The following is a 17,088-nucleotide window of genomic DNA, read 5'->3' on the forward strand; positions in this document are numbered from 1 at the left end:
TCATATGATTTCTATGAATGAGGAAAACACTTTGAAAAGATTTAAAGACACTTTCTTTGATGTCGTCTCAACCAGATTAGGCTTCATCTTATTGTTATTATTAGGCTATACCCTCAAAACGATATGGGCATATTTTATGGCCTTTAATTTGGATCTAGCTTCTGTTGAGCATCCGGTCCAATACTATCTCCGCCTGATCATAGTTATAATTAACCCTATTCCCATTGGTTTGATGCTAATTGGGCTATCCCTTTATATTAACCGAAAAAAATCGTTTTACTTCATTGCTTGGTTGATTTCAGCCCTCCTGACTATCCTTCTTTTTGCCAACATCATTTACTATCGTGAATTTGCCGATTTTATCACGTTTAGCTCTGCTATGGCCAGCCGAAAAACTTCTGAAGGTCTTGGTAAGACTGTCATTGACTCTCTTCAAGTTTGGGACATCATCTATTTGCTTGACTACCTCATTTTGGTGTTGTTATTTTGGAAAAAGAAAATCACCACAGACAGTCGCCCCTTCCACAAAAGAGCTAGCTTCGCTGTCACCTCCTTGTCAGCACTCGCCTTTTCAATTAACCTCTTCATGGCAGAGTTAGACCGCCCTGAACTATTGACACGTGGTTTTTCAAATACTTATGTTGTACGTGCTCTAGGTTTGCCAACCTTTAGTATTTACTCAACGAACCAAGCCATTCAAGCTCAAAAAGAACGTGATAGTGCCAGTGCTAAAGATTTGGTTCCTGTCAAGGAATACCTCGCTACTCAATACGCCGCACCAAATCAAAATTATTTTGGAATTGGCAAAGGACGTAATGTGATTGTCCTACATTTGGAGAGTTTTCAACAATTTTTAATTGACTACAAACTCAAAATTGATGATAAAGAATATGAAGTTACTCCCTTTATCAATTCGCTTTATCATTCCACAGAAACATTTGCCTTCTCTAACTTTTTTAATCAAGTTAAAGCCGGTAAAACATCAGATGCCGAAACCATGATGGAAACAGGTTTATTCGGCCTTTCAAACGGCTCTTTCATGGTTAACTATGGAGGCGAAAATACCCAATTTGCTGCACCAACTATTTTGGCCCAAAACGGTGACTACACTAGCGCAGTTTTTCATGGAAATGTTGGCTCTTTTTGGAATCGTAACAATGCCTATAAACAGTGGGGATATAACTACTTCTTTGATGCCTCATACTTTTCTAAACAAACTGCAAGTAATTCATTCCAATATGGACTTAACGACAAAACCATGTTAGCTGATTCCATTAAATATTTGGAGCACATGCAACAACCTTTTTATACCAAATTTATAACAGTTACTAACCATTACCCCTATAATAGTCTAGCAGGTAACAGTGACGAGCAAGGATTTCCATTGGCACAAACAAATGATGAAACCATTAATGGTTATTTTGCGACTGCCAATTACCTAGATTCATCCATAAAGGCACTCTTTCAATACTTTAAAGATACAGGCATTTATGATAACTCTGTTATAGTACTCTATGGCGATCACTACGGTATTTCAAATTCGCGCAATCCAGAATTAGCCCCCCTACTGGACAAAGATTCTGAAACTTGGAGTCAATATGATAATGCCATGTTACAACGTGTTCCCTATATGGTTCATGTTCCAGGAATGACCAAAGGTTTTATCAGTGATACTTTTGGTGGTGAAATTGATGGACTTCCGACCCTTCTTCATGTCTTAGGTATTGATACTGCCAACTTCAGTCAAGTTGGTCAAGATTTATTATCTGCTGATAATAAACAAATCGTTGCACTTCGAACTGCTGGCAGTTACATCACACCTCAGTATACTTCCTACAATGGTCGCATATACGACACCGTCAGCGGACTTGAAATCACTAACCCCGATGAAAATACTTCTGCTAAACTTGAGGAAGTCCGAGCTGAAGCAACATTACAACTTAAAATCAGTGATGAGATTCAAACGGGGGATTTACTCCGTTTTGATACGGATAATGGGCTAAAAGTCGTTGATATTAAAACTTTTTCTTACACCCAAAGTCTGGATAGACTAAAAGAAATTGAAGAAAAACGTGGCCCTAAATCAACTAGCATCTATAGCCAAAATGGTAATAAAACAACCGTTGATCGCTTTAATGCCCCTAGCTATACAGCCCTCAATCCTAAACCTGAGGAAAATGAAACAACTAGCCAAACCAGTACAACAGAAAAGAAAGATTAGTTTCATTGACTCTCACTTCTCTTTAAATATTTTGTAGTTGAGCTAATGATACTTTTCAATACTGAATGCAATTCAAAATCTAGAATTGTGGACCTTATATTATAACAATTGGAGTGGATTAAATGTCTCTTGTTATAGAAATTCAACCAGATTTATAGTTTATATTGAGACTAGAACTTCGAACAAAAATATCTCAACCTTCTTTTTTTATAGTAATAACAGATTGATGCAGTTGGTGATTGGAAGTCCTAAACTGGACACTTCTTCATTTTCAAGTGTCTACCTAAAACATTCACTGGATTATTCCCACTCGTTCGTTTTCAAGCTTGAATCTAAAACATTTTAATACTACGGAATCGTTAGCGATCATCTTATTTCCAACCTCCAAAGGTCTCCCAGACTTTTGGAGCATCCCTACAATACAAGTTATCAGATTTTGATTGTAAATAAGTATAACCTCTCCTGATGCTGCAGGAGAGGTTTTTTGTAACCCAAAAAAGCCAACTGAAGTTGACTTTTATAATTGATTATTAGAAAAAATTACTAGAACAACCCTACTGCAGTCCCATCTTCTGAAACATCCATATTGAGCGCTGCAGGTTGTTTTGGAAGCCCTGGCATAGTCATAACATCACCTGTTAAAGCAACGATGAAACCAGCTCCTGTTTTTGGTACAAATTCACGGATAGTGATGTCGAAATGTTCAGGAGCACCAAGCAAGAATTGATTATCTGAGAATGAGTACTGTGTCTTGGCCATGCAGACTGGTAGCTTATCCCAGCCAAATTCTGAGAATTGTTTGAGTTGCATTTTAGCTTTAGGCCCAAACTGAACAGCTTTTCCACCATAAATTTCTGTCACAATTTTAGTGATTTTTTCCTCAAGACTATCCTCATCTGAGTAAAGACGCTTGTAATCAGCCCCACCATTTTCAACCGCATCAACCACTGCGTGAGCCAAATCTATACCACCATCTGCACCATTTGCCCAAACACTAGCTAATTCAACAGGAACTTCAATTGCTGCGCAAAGTTCTTTAAGTGTAGCGATTTCAGCTTCTGTATCAGAAATAAATTCATTAATCGCAACCACTGCTGGAATACCAAACTTACGAATATTTTCAACATGGCGTTTAAGATTAGCAAAACCATTACGAACAGCTTCAACATTTTCTTGTCCCAATTCAGTCTTAGCTACACCACCATGCATTTTTAGCGCGCGAAGAGTTGCAACAATGACAACGGCATCTGGAGATTTTGGTAGATTTGGTGTTTTAATATCAAGGAATTTCTCGGCACCTAGATCTGCACCAAAACCTGCTTCTGTAATCGTATAATCTGCCAAACGTAAAGCAGTTGTCGTTGCAAGAACAGAGTTACAACCATGTGCAATATTAGCAAATGGACCACCATGAACAAGCGCAGGTGTCCCATAAATCGTTTGTACTAAATTTGGCTTAATGGCATCTTTAAGAATAAGAGTCAGAGCACCTTCAACTTTAAGATCTCGGACATAAACAGGCTGACGATCATAGGTATAAGCCACAACGATATTAGCTAAGCGTTTTTTCAAATCTTTCAAATCTGTCGCAAGGCACAAAATTGCCATAATTTCAGAAGCAACCGTAATGTCGAAGCCGTCTTCACGAGGAATGCCGTTGACTGGACTGCCAAGTCCCACAATTACTTGACGAAGGGCACGATCATTGAGGTCAACCACACGCTTCCAAATAATACGACGTTGGTCGATACCAAGCTCATTTCCCTGCTGAATATGATTATCTAGAAGAGCTGAAAGCGCATTGTTAGCTGCTGTAATGGCATGCATATCACCTGTAAAATGAAGGTTAATATCCTCCATTGGAAGAACTTGGGCGTAACCGCCCCCTGCTGCTCCGCCTTTAATTCCCATAACCGGTCCAAGAGATGGTTCACGAAGGGCAATCATGGTTTTTTTACCAATCTTATTAAGAGCATCTGCTAGACCGATAGACATGGTTGATTTTCCTTCACCTGCTGGCGTTGGGTTAATCGCAGTTACTAAAACAAGTTTACCAGCATCGTTATTTTGAACAGCCTTAATTTTATCAAAAGATAGTTTTGCTTTATATTTTCCATAGAGTTCAATATCATCAAAAGTAATTCCAACTTTTTCGACAATTTCCGTGATTGGTTTCAGTTGAACGCTTTGTGCAATTTCGATATCAGATTTCATGAGACACCTCGCAAATTTAATAAATCTATTATAACAGACCCAGGTTAAAAAACACGTGTTGTTTGCACCTGATGTGATAATTGTTCGTTTTTTATAGATTGTTATCCCTTTTATATCACATTTTATTCTATTTTATCTAAAAATTTGAACAAAGCAAACTATAAAAGCTCTGCCTAAAAAATAGAGCGATAGCAAGAAGGGCCTTCCTTTCTTATTCTAACCTAAAATCAGCAAAAAGACTACCCTTAGGTAGCCTTTAATCATATTTAGAAACCACGACCGCCTTGTCCTGGTGCTCCTGCTCCGAAACCAGCCATGGCACCTGGACCAGTTTGGGTAAGGTCTGTCACAGTTTTGTCATTAACTATTAGGGTCCCACCAGTATATTTTCCAGTTCCATCATAGTCGAAAGCTGACTGTCCAGTAATGGTAATAGTACCTCCTGTGATGGTTAAATCTCCGTTGGAATCAATGGCATCCGTATCTCCTTGAGCCATGTCAATAGTGATATTTCCACCATTGATGGTAACTGAGACACCTTCTTGCTTTTGCATCTCACCTGCAGTCGAAGCCCAGTCGCTACCGTTAATACCATCATCTGAAGAAACAATCTTAATGCTTCCATCATTGATGGTAACAATCTTCCCTTCGATCCCTTCGACACATGACTGGATATCAATCGTTCCATTATCAATGGTGAGGATATTTGAAGCATGGATAGCGTCATCCCCTGCATTAATAGTAATATTTCCAGACTCAATATAGATATTACCAAGCTCCGTATCTTCATCATTATCTGAGTGAATGGCATCTTCTGCCGCTGTCAAGGTCATGTCAGAATTCACAATATTTAAGGCATCATTGGCAGAAATGGCATGCTTAACAGTTGATGTAATCGTGTAAGTTCCGCCAGTAAACTTGACATCATCATTACCCTTGATAGCATTATTATAGTTTCCTGTGACTGTCAAGCTTCCTGAACCGTTAAAGGTTAAATCGCTTTTACTGTAAATAGCTGCGCTGTAGTCATCAGTGGAGTGATTAGAATCTTCAATTGTATTTATAGTTCCAGCTGCTGTTGTGATAACAACCTTATCAGCCTCTTTAACAGCGATTAAAGCCTCACTTCCCTTCATGGTGACACCGTTCAAGACTAATTGAACCTTATCTGCATCAGAGGCTTCGACTAGGATTTGCATGTCTTCACTCTCACCTGAAATGATATAGGTTCCAGATGTTGAAATGGTTACCGTTGAACCAGATACAGAAACGCCATCTCCAGATATGGCAGCATTTGTTCCCGATAAAGTAATGGTTGCAGCCGTCGATTCATCATAGCTATCCGTTAAATCCGTATTGGTAAAATAATCAGAATTTGCACTAATGCTGCTAGTCGGATTACTGATACTTGTCATCACTGTTTCACTTGTAGTGGTTTGACTGCTTGATTGACTCGTCGCTTGTTTGCTTGAGCAAGCTGTCAATAAAAGCAGAACTGTTAAACTGGTGAAAACTACTTTCTTTTGTGTTGTTTTTAGCATAATCTTGCCCTCATTTCATTTGATAGGTTAAGTTTACCGGTCAAATCTGAAACTTGGCTGAAAGTTTTCATAAAGAAAACTTAAAATGATTTTTGCTCTGCTATTTTTTAATAAAACTTTCAGTTTTCTCCCTTATAGTTAGTTTCAGAAAGCAATCTGGAGAGTAAGACCTGACTAAAACTGTCAGCTAACTCATCCATCACCAATATGAAAATATGAGGAGAATTCAAATGACTGAAAAGATTCAAACACAATTTAAACGAGTAGAGACAAAATACATTGTCAAAAAAGAACAACTCGATGAGCTTCTAAAAGATTTAAAAGTTTATTTAAAAGAAGATGACTACCCGACTTCTACTATTAGTAACATCTATTACGACACTCCTGATTTTGACGTTATTAAAGACGCCTTAGCGAAAAAGAATCTACGTGAAAAAATTAGAATGCGCAGCTATTCTGCAAATCCTAGCAAGGATTGCCCGGCCTTCTTGGAAATAAAACAGAAAGATTCTGAAGGGATTGGTCACAAGTTTAGACTCGTTTCAAAACTTGAAGCAATCAATAAGCTATTGACCTCTGGTGAAGCCGACAAATCAATGACTGATGGAGCTTTGATTCAAGAAATCAATGCCTTAGGCCAGCGCTATCCTGGACTTAAACCCCGTATCTATATCTACTATGATCGTTTCTCACTTAAACAAAAGAAAAAGTTGGTCGATAAAGTAAGGATTACCTTTGACCGTAACCTCCGTTACCGCGATTTTGATGTTGACTTAAGTGCTGGAACAGAAGGCCTTCCTTTATTAGAAGATAACCAGATGGTTATGGAAATCAAGGCCAGTAAGGATAAACCTGAATGGCTGAAGGAAATCTTAGAAAAACATGGTTTGGTTAAGATGAAGTTTTCTAAATATTCCTGTGCCTATCATAGATCACAAGGTTTAGATTATCAGCCACAAGCAAAAGTTAAGAAAGAAAGCGTAGGTGCCTAGATGACCATTTTTGACAGCATTTTCCAAACCACTAGCAGTTCTGTGGACCCCTTTCTCCTCTTTATGGCCCTAGGAGTCAGTCTTATTTTAGGACTTGCACTATCCTATGTTTACAAGTACCGGACCCTCTATACTCGGGAGTTCATCATCACACTTACCCTACTCCCCAGTCTCATGACCCTGGTAATCTTCTTAGTCAACGGCAGTCTAGGGACTAGTATTGCCGTTGCCGGAACTTTCTCACTAATTCGCTTCCGTTCAGCGACCAGCGGCTCTCGTGAACTCCTAGCCATCTTCATCTCTATGATTATCGGACTTGCTGCAGGGACAGGTTACTTGCTACTTGCCCTCATCACCACCATCCTAATTCTTGCTATTTGGTTCCTCTTAGAAAAAGGGCAGAGCAAGCTACCCTTACAGACCCGTCGTCACCTAACTTTGAGCCTAGCTCAGGATCAGAACCTGGAAAAGCAGCTTCAGGCTGCACTCGAGAAATATTGCTCTGCCATTGAGCTGATCTCAGTTAAAAGCGGCAAAAAAAGTAGTAACCTTAAACTGGCCTATGAAGTTGAGCTCTTATCACCAAACGATGACTTCAACCTCAGCCAACACCTCCTTGAGGTTCTAGAGGTTTCAGACTTTAAATTGACCACTGAAGCTAAAAAACGCAAGAACTTGTAAAGAGACCAAAAACATCCCCGGAAAAATTTTCTGGGGATTTTCTTTGCTATTTCTTACCATCCGTAATTGGGTTCCACACAGACACTGGTTGAGTAGAGCAATTCTTCAACCGTAATTTTTTTCAATCCACCATAGACAGGATCCTGCATAGATGGGGCTGGGTCTAGGTAGTAAACGTACTCAATATCATCCCCTGCAGCATTGAGCTGATAACCTACTCCAAGGACATTATGTTCTGCCTTTATATTAGGGTAAAGGGTTGACAGTTCTATGGTATAGTACATTGGATAATCATCGTCAATGTTTTGCTTAAGCCTTTCTTTGAAAAGGGCCTTATCCGCCTCCGGATTGGTAACTGTTGCTAGGCGATAACCTGCCTGTCCATGTCCAGGAACATCATAGCCAAAGAGATGACGATTTAAGACTCCAATAGCATCGCTATTATGAGTCCCAAAGGAATTATCCGTTCCCATCTGGTCTGCCAAAATTTCTTGGCTAATATCTATGCCTTTATAAGCTAGGAGCATGCTGACTGTAGTTGGGGCACAGGAAGTTGCCGTTCTCTGAAGTTGATGCATGACATTTAACCTAACCTTTTGCCCTCCTTGAGATGTGCTACTTGATTGAGGTGCACTTATGGTAGTCTCAGTCATTTGTTTAGGAGCCTTGCTACTAGCAACATCTGTTTGCAGAACATCTTGTGTGTCTGTTGTCTCGCTACTTTTTTCTATTGTCGATTCAGAACTTGCAGTTGTAGTCGTCCCTGTCGTAACTTTAGTAGTATCCTCTATTTTGGCATTTTCAGATGTTGTCGAATTTTCTGCCTGGGTCAGCTGATTATTCTGATTATTTTCTTTTCCTCCATTAGGTTGACTGAGAAAAAATCTACCGCCAAATAAAGTCAGAAGGAGGAGGACTGGCATCTTATATTTAAAAAGCTTCTTTTCCATGAAATCACCTCGTTTTGCTATCATTATAACGTTTTCATAAAAAAATGCAAATTGATTATAAATAAAAACTCCCTTTTTCAAGAGAGTTCAAATGAGTATATTTTCTTATTGACTTTTCATTTCTGTACTAGTTGCTTCAGTTTCTGACAGTTCTTCTTATTCTGAACTTAAAGCTTCTTGGCTAGTCGTTTCCTCGGGATTTTCTAAAGTTCCTTCTTCTGAATTGTCGCCATCTTCAGCTGATTTTTCAGATTTCTTAGCCTCTTCTTCTGCCTTCTTCTTAGCTTCCTCACGTTCTACTTTTTCCTGTGCCATGGTTGCTTCTATAGTCTCATTTGTTGTGAAAATCCCAACTTCCATATCAATAATACTAGGTGAAGTCAGTGTGCCTGCAATTTTGACATAAAATGGTAATTTAACATCAATTTGAGAAAGAGGGACGCGAATACGATGTCCATCTTTAACTTCTAAAAGAATTAAATCCTTTGTGGCTGCATCAGTCACTGGATTCACAACTTGAATATTAGCAACCAATTTTTCATCTAATTTAGCCAGTTGCACAACCAAAGATTGCACCGCTTTTTCATCAGTCAAATTAACCGTCAAAAAATGCTCTGGTAACTGAGATTCTGAAATAACCGGCATACGGACACCATTTTCAAGAACAGGTTGGTAACCTGATTCTGTCTGAGCATAGGCAATAATGCGATTTTCTATAATGGTAACATCAAAAACATTAGGAAAACGGTAACTGATAGTTGCTTGTTTCACCCATGGATTGGCAGCCAAAATAGCTTGTTCCGTTGACTTTTTCTTGAAAAAAACAGTACTAATATAATCAGATTTTTGAATTCCCGTAGAAATCAAAATGGCATTCCGATCAACATGCTCTAATCCAGTTACGTTAAAGATTTTCTTTTTGCTGTACGGGCTAAGAATGAAACCTGAAATAATAATCGTGATCAGCGCTACAAAAGTTATTGAAGCCACTTTTACCTTCGCTAGCCGTAAGGGACGGGTTTGAAGACGTTGCTCCAAGCGTTTTGCCTTTTTATCAGCCTTGAGCTGTTGTTTTAACAACTTATCATCTATCGAATTCTTATCAGATGAATTTTTCACTTCAGTGATTTCAGAAAGCCCTGCCTCTGGCTCTTCATTTGGAATATCTTCTAGCTCAGATTCTATTTCTAGCTCCTCGGTTGCATCCTCCTCATTAAGAGGCTCTTCCTGAGTTTCCTTTTCAAAAGGCTCGGAAGAAATTTCTTCACCTGAAAGTTCCTTTTCCTCTTCTAATGATTCTGCTTTCTTTTCTGTCAGCAGTTTGTCTTCTTCTATTTTTTTAGTTGCCTTTCTCGCCACAAACTCTTCATGGCGTTTCTGCCATTCCGTTTTTTCAGTTGACTTTTCAGGCTCTAACATTTCATTTTCTTTAGTCATTTACTTCCCTTCAACGGCATTACTCAAGAGTGTATAGAAATCTTCTGGAGAGGTAATTTCTTTTGAATTTGCCATAGCCTCTTGATAGTTTTCTTTTTGAGACAATAGCAGAGCAACTTTCTCTTTTAAGTTATCTACTGTTAAGTCAGGCTCAAGTAATTGTTCAGCGTAGCCTTTTTCCACAAAATATGCCGCATTTTCCAGCTGATCACCGCGTGAAGCATCTTTTCCAAGCGGTACAATCACATGAAGTTTTTGCATGGCAACCAATTCAAATATGGTATTTGAGCCTCCACGAGTGACAACTACATCAGCCAAATCCATCAAAGGTTGATATAAATCCGTTACATAATGGATACGATACAAATTTTGTGATAAGGTATTAAGGCTTTCATCTCCAGAAATATTGATGATATTAAAATCATTTGTCAAATCATGCTGGTTGATAAACTCATTAAAAACTCTAGCACCTGCTGACCCACCAATAAATAACAAGGTTATTTTACCAGTATCAAATTGTTCTTTAATCTGGTCAAGCTGTCCCTGTTCAAATGGTTTAGCCTTACCAACTTTAGTAATTGCACCAACATGTTGTGTTTTAACAAGCCCTTCTGCCTGTTCAAAAGTGGTGTACATTGTCGTCGCAAATTTATAAGCAATTTTATTGGCCAACCCCATAGATAAATCTGATTCGTGAATAAATACCGGAATACGCAAACTCTTAGCCGCTACAACGGGGGGAACAGATACAAATCCTCCTTTAGAGAAAAGTGCCTGTGGTCTTATCCTAGCTAAGATAATAAATGACTGTAAGACTCCCCAAGTAACCTTAAAAATATCTAGTATATTTTGCCATGAAAAATAGCGACGAAGTTTTCCTGTTGCAATCGAATGGAACGTTACATTAAGACCTAATTTTTCAATTTCTTTGTGCTCAATGCCATTTTTATCACCAATATAGTGAACTTCCCACCCGTCTTCGATAAACTTAGGAATTAAAATAAGATTAAGTGTAACATGACCAACTGTCCCGCCACCAGTAAATACAATTTTTTTTGCCATCATATTTTTTCTTTGCCTTCCTACCACCTAAAGAGCATTAACCTAACCGCTCTCTACACTTGCAAGAAAACGTGTTATTTTACCATTTTTAATTATCTGCTATTGTTTAAGGTTAATTCTTCAAAGCTAGCGATAAACTCATCGCCACGTACTTCAAAATTTTTATACATATCCCAGCTTGCATTTGCTGGACTAAGGAGAACAAACTCACCTGCTTGCGCTTGTTCAAAGGCGATTCGAGTAGCATCAGCTATGTCTTTAGCGTCAAGCGTCCTTACACCTGCTTTTTGAGCTGCTCTTTTAACACGAGGTGCTGACTCTCCAAGAACAACCATCAACTTAAGTCCCTCAATATCAGGGACAAGTTCATCAAATTCATTACCACGATCCAAGCCTCCTGCAATTAATATTGTTTTGGCATTATCAAAACCAGACAGAGCTTTTTGTGTGGCTAAAATATTAGTTGATTTCGAATCGTTATAAAATTTAACCCCTTGAATTTCTCCAACATATTGAAGACGGTGTTTGACACCCCCAAAGGACACAAGAGCTTCTTTGATAACTTGATTTGAAATGCCCGATAATTTAGCCACAGCAATAGTTGCTAGGGCATTTTCCACATTATGCGAACCAGGAACACCGATTTCAGCTGCTAACATGATTGCCTCATTTTTATAATAAAGTGTCTCATCATAAAGATATGCACCATCTACTTTTTCTGTCGTTGAAAATGGGACAACTATAGCCTGTGTTTTTTGCGCTAGCTCTTTAGCCAAGTCTTGATTAAAATTAAGAACAACAAAATCTTCTTCGGTCATGCGATTTTGCATGTTCCACTTTGCTTCAACATAAGCATCAAAATCACCATGATAGTCAATGTGTGTCGGCATCAAATTAGTAATCAACGCAATATGAGGATGAAAATTATTGATGCCCATAAGTTGGAAGGAAGATAACTCCATAATAAGGGTATCTTTTGCTGTGGCAGTAACTGCTACTTCAGAGGCTGGAAACCCAATATTTCCAGATAAAAGTGCAGACTTTCCACCATGATTAAACACCTCAGCAATCATTGTTGTCGTTGTTGTCTTACCATTTGAACCTGTAATAGCAACAATCTGCGCCTCCGAAATAAGGTAAGCTAGTTCAACCTCAGTCCACACTGGAATACCTTTTTCAAGTGCACGAGCCACCATTGGGTTATCGTAACGAATCCCTGGATTTTTTACCATGACTTCAAAATTTTCATCCAAAAGTTCGATAGGATGGCTGCCACAAACAACCTTAATTCCTTCTTCAAGGAGAGCCTGTGCTGATGGATTTTCATTGAATGGTTTGCCATCATTAACCGTCACAATAGCTCCAAGACTTGCTAAAAGCCGTGCTGCTGCTTCTCCTGATCGTGCTAAACCTAATACAAGTACTTTTTTATTTTTAAAATCTGTGATCTGTTTCATGCCACAACAAGTCCATTCTATCATTTATATCCTATTTATTTTACCTTTTATAAGGGTATTTTTCAAGATAAAGGCTAGAGCTGCACATAAAATCAAAAAAGAGACTGCAAAAGCAACCTCCTAGTTAGTTCCCCATCACCAAAAATCAATTATTTTCTAGTGTTATCTCCACTTTAGGCATTTCTTTTTCTGGATTCATATTAACTCTATGCCATTCGTTAATGACATATGCTAGACAGGCTAATTGATAGTGACCATACCCACTCATCTCTACTGTATTTTCATTGCTTCCACCAAATCCTGCTGTATAAACCGAAATAATATAAGGAATCTCTTCTTCTACGATAGCATTCACATTCAAAGCTTCCTGAGAAAAACCTGGTTTTTGAGAAATGCGCACTGAGTGAACATATTGCTCATACCATTGACCCGAGAAAGAAGCATCTAATCGAGCAATGATTGGCGCATACTTTTCCTTATGTTGCCATAGATAATCAAGTACCTGTATGTAGTAAGCACTGGTCGTCTTATTACCTCCTTCATAGTCAATGGTCTTAATATCTCCCTTTGATTGACCAAATGTTGATATTTTTTGATAGGCGTCATGAAACCCTCCCAAACGATCAGCCATAATATAAGCTGGCGTATTTTCAGAATGAATGAGGGCATTATCAAGAATCTGTGTCCAATTCATCGTTTCCCCAAAGCCAGTTAAGTAAAGAGGGTAATCAGGCGCCTCAGTGATATTGTTAATAGTTGTATAAGGCACTTCCTCAGCCATATCAAGACGTCCAGCTTCAACCTCATCAATAATCAACATTCCAAGTGGCAACTTATAAGTAGAGCCTGCAGTCATAGGCTGAGTATCATTCAATGAAAATGTCTCATTTGTATTCAAATTCTTATAAGAGAACGCAACTTGAGAAGCATCTAGCCCCTGTTCAGATAAAAACGTTTTAATCGTTTCTTCTAAACTGAGGTGGCTGTAATCATAATACAATCCCAATGAATACATATAAGGCAAATCTTCAGCCATAACAGCTTCTTTTGCTTCCATACTTTTAAAAGTTGGAGTCACGATAACTTCCTTAATATCCAGATTTATCAGAGCTACCTCCTCCTCTTTAGCATGATACGCGAAAAACTGAGATTCTTTCCTAGTCATCTTTAGGGGAAACCTCCAAAGTAAAAAAGGTATAATAAGTAGCCAAAATACAATTAAAAGCTGAGTAACTCTTACCTTAGGAATTCTCAAGTCTGCAATAACTCCAGATTTTCTTTGATTTCTCCGCCTACGTCTCTTAATATTTTTTACAACAGTTTTCAAATAATCTGAAAATCCTCGTTTTCTGTGTCGTTGATCAGAACGACATCTATTTTCTTTTTTCATATCCATTGGTCATTATAAACCAAATTTGAAGAAGTCTCTAATAATAACATCAAAAAAGAACCGACCAAAGCCAGTTCTCTCAGTATTATCTAGTTACTGCGTACAATTCAGTTACTTTATTCCACTCCTCAGCTCCATCGGAGAAGCGCTCGATGTCACGCGAAAAGTCCTATGAGACTTTTCTAGAGGACTTACTAACTTTTCAAGAAAGAATTATCGTCTTACTTGAAAAGCATCGCCAATTATTTTGCTGCTTTATAGAGTTCATCAACTTTATTCCAGTTGATGATTTCAAAGAATGCTTTGATGTAGTTTGGACGTACGTTACGGTAGTTGAGGTAATAAGCATGTTCCCAAACGTCAAGTGCTAAGATTGGTTGTTTGCCATCCATAATTGGTGTTTCTTGATTTGGTGTTGATACTACTTCAAGTTTACCTTCTGCATTGACAACAAGGAAAGCCCATCCTGAACCAAAGCGTGTTGTTGCTGCTACTGTGAACGCCTCTTTGAAAGCGTCAAATGAACCAAAGGCTTCATCAATAGCTGTTGCTACTTCTGCTGTGATTTCTGTTTTTTCTGGTGAAAGGAGTTCCCAGAAAAGAGCGTGATTTAAGTGACCACCACCGTTGTTGATAACTGCTTGACGAATGTCTGCTGGAATTGACTCAACATCTGACAAGAGCGCCACTAAATCTTCACCGATTTCAGGGTGTTTTTCAAGCGCAGCATTCACATTCGCCACGTAAGTTGCGTGGTGTTTATCGTGGTGAAGGGTCATTGTTTCAGCATCAATAACTGGCTCAAGTGCATCGTAAGCGTATGGTAAATCTGGTAAAATAATTGCCATGATTAAATTCCTCATTTCGTTTTTCTAGTCTCATTTTATAGGAAAATGGCAGAGCTTTCAACTGATTTGCTCACTTCTTTTCTAAATCTTCTGAGTAATAATTTAGCATATTACGAGCGCTCTGGATTACGTAATCTCTAACTGACTTTGGAGACAAAATTTTCAATTGATCAGACTGCATCAGAAGCCACATTTTGACACCATAACCATCATTTGTTGGTATATCAATACGACTCACAACCTGTTGTCGATCATCATCAAAATGTTGCGAAATGATTTTAGCACCTGGGAAACGGTCCAGCACATAGACTGGATCATAGTAAAATTCAATACTTAATGTAATTGGCTTTCCAAAATACCCCCACACGCCCGTATTGTTACGAAGAATACCCGCTTGAAAGCGATTGTTATAATCTAGCTTTCTTCTCTTACCATGAAGCTGAATATTTTTCATATTATTAACACGAAACTTATTTAAATTTGTTAAATCACGGTCATCTTGACTAGTATGATGATCAGAAACCATATAAAAATACAAATCTTGAAAATATAATTGTTCTGGAAGTTTCTTAAAATGATGAGTTACAAAATTCTTCGTATAATCAAAACTAATCTCTAATTGCTGTTCAATAGCATCATTAATCATCCCTAGTATTTCAAGTAACGGAGAGTCTGGAACACCTTTATAGTGAAATCGCTCATTCAAAATACTATTTTTCAAGTATTCATTATTGTCACCAATCTGAAAAATACTGTCAATTAGACCAAACATTTCATCATTTGATAATGCACGACTTTCAAGGAGAATTTTTAAAATAGCAAAGCTTTCATTGGCAGATAATAAATTGCCGAAGCTTGATAGTTTAGTAATATTTTCTTTAACAAAATATTGTCCTCCTTCCCCCGACTTTCTCAGTTGAACTTGAAAGCGATCAGTAAGGGAATATATTAAATTACTACTTCCAAGTAATAAATCATAGCGCTGTGAAATACATTCTTCCAAAACTTGCTTAATTTGGGCAATGTCATTTTGAATGGTACGAGGTGACACATTAAACATTAATTCCAACTCTTTTTTATTTAACTGTTGACCATCTAATAACTGAAGTAGCATTGTCATCTGTCTCTTGCCACTATTATCTTTTTGAAGCATAATACCTCCATTTCTATTATTATAACCTAATTCTAAAATAAATCAGATAAAGGATAGATTATCACTCCTAAAAACATCCGAATCTTCTCGACACGGATGCTTTTATTGATATGAATACTATACTAATCCACTATTGACGGTAATACATCTCATTTGCAGCTTCCTTAGGTGTCCTAAATGATTGTGTAATAAAAATTCTTTCTTTAGATGTATCACTAATATCAACTTCTTCTGGATTAGCAAAATTCGTCAAAGATACACCAACTGGAAAAATACTGATATTTGCGCCTGTCATCCCTGCAATATAGCTACCAGAAGCTTGCCCATTCTCTGAAATGGTTCTAACTTCAATTCGGTTAGACTCTTTATTCGTCACATTGCCTCTGGTATCAATGACAAGGACATCTCCCTTCGCATTTGTCCATGTGCCAGCAAGACTAGCATAATCACCAGCTACCAAAGCATTTACATCCACAGATGAACCAACCTCCACTTGTGGTTCTGCTTCTTTGATAACAGATGTCCATTCAAGACTAGAAAGATCAAATCTTTCTGTTGATGTTGGAGTATCGATTTTCTCCAATTTATCCCCAGTCGCTGACCAACGATAACCATCCCCAGAACTTCCGGCATATATAAAATTACCATCAGCCAACGGCCAAAGCGTCATCCGTTCCCCAATCATATCAAGATTTAATTCTTTTGAAGTCACACGAACCAACTGATTGTCTTTTGTTATCGTATAAATGTCCGTAACTGTATGAGCAGGTATTATTTTACTTGGTAAAAATCCTATGACTAACTCCCAAATCCCATTTTTATCAAAATCATGGTAGGCATAGCCAGTAGCCGTGTCATACACCGATGCATACGTCACAGCTAGAGGGTTCAACTCTTGATTAGCCGTGTTTGAACCAATAGCCGTAGCATACTGATCAATAATGGTCTGATACAAACTTTCATCAACCTTTGGTGTAGCAGTAGTTGATGCAGTCGTTTCAGTTGTTGTAGTCACCTTACTTTCCTTTGAAACCGATGTTTTTTCGTTAGTCTTGTTTTGACATGCTGTTAACGTGATCGATGAAATCAAAATTAAACCTAGTAAGAATTTTTTCATTTTATTATCTCCAAAATATCATAAT

General features: G+C 38.0%; 13 protein-coding genes. 3 read left to right on the forward strand and 10 right to left on the reverse strand.

Annotation, left to right across the window (positions count from 1 at the left end; genetic code table 11):
* The first annotated feature begins 31 nt into the window (after nt 1-31).
* Entirely contained in the window at nt 32-2,221 is a 2,190-nt protein-coding gene (locus ACFPQ3_RS10240) for an LTA synthase family protein (protein ID WP_232323181.1), read from the forward strand.
* Between the two features lie 543 nt (nt 2,222-2,764).
* On the opposite strand, the gene ACFPQ3_RS10245 is transcribed toward ACFPQ3_RS10240, so the two are convergent.
* Together ACFPQ3_RS10245 and ACFPQ3_RS10250 are read right to left on the reverse strand one after the other, a co-directional pair.
* Nucleotides 2,765-4,435, reverse strand: a complete 1,671-nt coding sequence (locus tag ACFPQ3_RS10245) for a formate--tetrahydrofolate ligase (RefSeq protein ID WP_156805551.1) — start codon at nt 4,433-4,435, stop codon at nt 2,765-2,767.
* A 266-nt stretch (nt 4,436-4,701) separates the two neighbouring features.
* Entirely contained in the window at nt 4,702-5,976 is a 1,275-nt protein-coding gene (locus tag ACFPQ3_RS10250) for a carbohydrate-binding domain-containing protein (RefSeq protein ID WP_156805552.1), read from the reverse strand.
* 230 nt (nt 5,977-6,206) lie between these two features.
* On the opposite strand from ACFPQ3_RS10250, the gene ACFPQ3_RS10255 reads away from it, so the two are divergent.
* Together ACFPQ3_RS10255 and ACFPQ3_RS10260 are read left to right on the forward strand one after the other, a co-directional pair.
* On the forward strand, nt 6,207-6,968 hold the full coding sequence (locus ACFPQ3_RS10255) for a polyphosphate polymerase domain-containing protein (RefSeq protein ID WP_156805553.1): 762 nt from the start codon (nt 6,207-6,209) through the stop codon (nt 6,966-6,968).
* On the forward strand, nt 6,969-7,649 hold the full coding sequence (locus ACFPQ3_RS10260; RefSeq protein WP_156805554.1) for a DUF4956 domain-containing protein: 681 nt from the start codon (nt 6,969-6,971) through the stop codon (nt 7,647-7,649).
* Between the two features lie 53 nt (nt 7,650-7,702).
* Here the strand turns inward: ACFPQ3_RS10260 and ACFPQ3_RS10265 are convergent, their stop codons facing one another.
* From ACFPQ3_RS10265 to ACFPQ3_RS10300, 8 genes are all read right to left on the reverse strand, one after another.
* Complete coding sequence (locus tag ACFPQ3_RS10265; protein WP_232323182.1) at nt 7,703-8,599, reverse strand: C39 family peptidase; 897 nt, start codon at nt 8,597-8,599, stop codon at nt 7,703-7,705.
* A 156-nt stretch (nt 8,600-8,755) separates the two neighbouring features.
* Nucleotides 8,756-10,036 carry a cell division protein FtsQ/DivIB gene (locus ACFPQ3_RS10270; RefSeq protein WP_156805555.1) on the reverse strand — a complete coding sequence of 427 codons (1,281 nt, stop codon included), beginning with the start codon at nt 10,034-10,036 and terminating at the stop codon, nt 8,756-8,758.
* Nucleotides 10,037-11,098 carry a UDP-N-acetylglucosamine--N-acetylmuramyl-(pentapeptide) pyrophosphoryl-undecaprenol N-acetylglucosamine transferase gene (locus tag ACFPQ3_RS10275; RefSeq protein WP_156805556.1) on the reverse strand — a complete coding sequence of 354 codons (1,062 nt, stop codon included), beginning with the start codon at nt 11,096-11,098 and terminating at the stop codon, nt 10,037-10,039.
* 92 nt (nt 11,099-11,190) lie between these two features.
* Nucleotides 11,191-12,555: a UDP-N-acetylmuramoyl-L-alanine--D-glutamate ligase gene (murD, locus tag ACFPQ3_RS10280; RefSeq protein WP_156805557.1), complete on the reverse strand. Its 1,365-nt coding sequence runs from the start codon at nt 12,553-12,555 to the stop codon at nt 11,191-11,193.
* A gap of 145 nt (nt 12,556-12,700) precedes the next feature.
* On the reverse strand, nt 12,701-13,720 hold the full coding sequence (locus ACFPQ3_RS10285) for a serine hydrolase (RefSeq protein WP_198039883.1): 1,020 nt from the start codon (nt 13,718-13,720) through the stop codon (nt 12,701-12,703).
* 467 nt (nt 13,721-14,187) lie between these two features.
* A complete protein-coding gene (sodA, locus tag ACFPQ3_RS10290) occupies nt 14,188-14,793 on the reverse strand; it encodes a superoxide dismutase SodA (RefSeq protein ID WP_156805559.1) in 606 nt (201 codons plus the stop codon).
* 70 nt (nt 14,794-14,863) lie between these two features.
* Nucleotides 14,864-15,946 (reverse strand): helix-turn-helix transcriptional regulator, encoded by a 1,083-nt coding sequence (locus ACFPQ3_RS10295; RefSeq protein WP_156805560.1) that lies wholly within the window; start codon nt 15,944-15,946, stop codon nt 14,864-14,866.
* Between the two features lie 130 nt (nt 15,947-16,076).
* The gene (locus tag ACFPQ3_RS10300) at nt 16,077-17,063 is read right to left on the reverse strand and encodes a DUF6287 domain-containing protein (protein ID WP_156805561.1); all 987 of its coding nucleotides are present in this window, start codon (nt 17,061-17,063) and stop codon (nt 16,077-16,079) included.
* Nucleotides 17,064-17,088: the final 25 nt, after the last annotated feature.

The sequence above is a fragment of the Streptococcus caledonicus genome, from assembly GCF_042656225.1.
Classification (GTDB): Bacteria; Bacillota; Bacilli; order Lactobacillales; family Streptococcaceae; genus Streptococcus; species Streptococcus caledonicus.

Excerpts from the sequence above, each read along its gene's own strand:
- ACFPQ3_RS10245 (WP_156805551.1), bottom strand. The coding sequence starts at position 4,435 with ATGAAATCTGATATCGAAATTGCACAAAGCGTTCAACTGAAACCAATC.
- ACFPQ3_RS10250 (WP_156805552.1), bottom strand. The coding sequence starts at position 5,976 with ATGCTAAAAACAACACAAAAGAAAGTAGTTTTCACCAGTTTAACAGTT.
- ACFPQ3_RS10255 (WP_156805553.1), top strand. The coding sequence starts at position 6,207 with ATGACTGAAAAGATTCAAACACAATTTAAACGAGTAGAGACAAAATAC.
- ACFPQ3_RS10260 (WP_156805554.1), top strand. The coding sequence starts at position 6,969 with ATGACCATTTTTGACAGCATTTTCCAAACCACTAGCAGTTCTGTGGAC.
- ACFPQ3_RS10265 (WP_232323182.1), bottom strand. The coding sequence starts at position 8,599 with ATGGAAAAGAAGCTTTTTAAATATAAGATGCCAGTCCTCCTCCTTCTG.
- ACFPQ3_RS10270 (WP_156805555.1), bottom strand. The coding sequence starts at position 10,036 with ATGACTAAAGAAAATGAAATGTTAGAGCCTGAAAAGTCAACTGAAAAA.
- ACFPQ3_RS10275 (WP_156805556.1), bottom strand. The coding sequence starts at position 11,098 with ATGGCAAAAAAAATTGTATTTACTGGTGGCGGGACAGTTGGTCATGTT.
- murD (WP_156805557.1), bottom strand. The coding sequence starts at position 12,555 with ATGAAACAGATCACAGATTTTAAAAATAAAAAAGTACTTGTATTAGGT.
- ACFPQ3_RS10285 (WP_198039883.1), bottom strand. The coding sequence starts at position 13,720 with ATGACTAGGAAAGAATCTCAGTTTTTCGCGTATCATGCTAAAGAGGAG.
- sodA (WP_156805559.1), bottom strand. The coding sequence starts at position 14,793 with ATGGCAATTATTTTACCAGATTTACCATACGCTTACGATGCACTTGAG.
- ACFPQ3_RS10295 (WP_156805560.1), bottom strand. The coding sequence starts at position 15,946 with ATGCTTCAAAAAGATAATAGTGGCAAGAGACAGATGACAATGCTACTT.
- ACFPQ3_RS10300 (WP_156805561.1), bottom strand. The coding sequence starts at position 17,063 with ATGAAAAAATTCTTACTAGGTTTAATTTTGATTTCATCGATCACGTTA.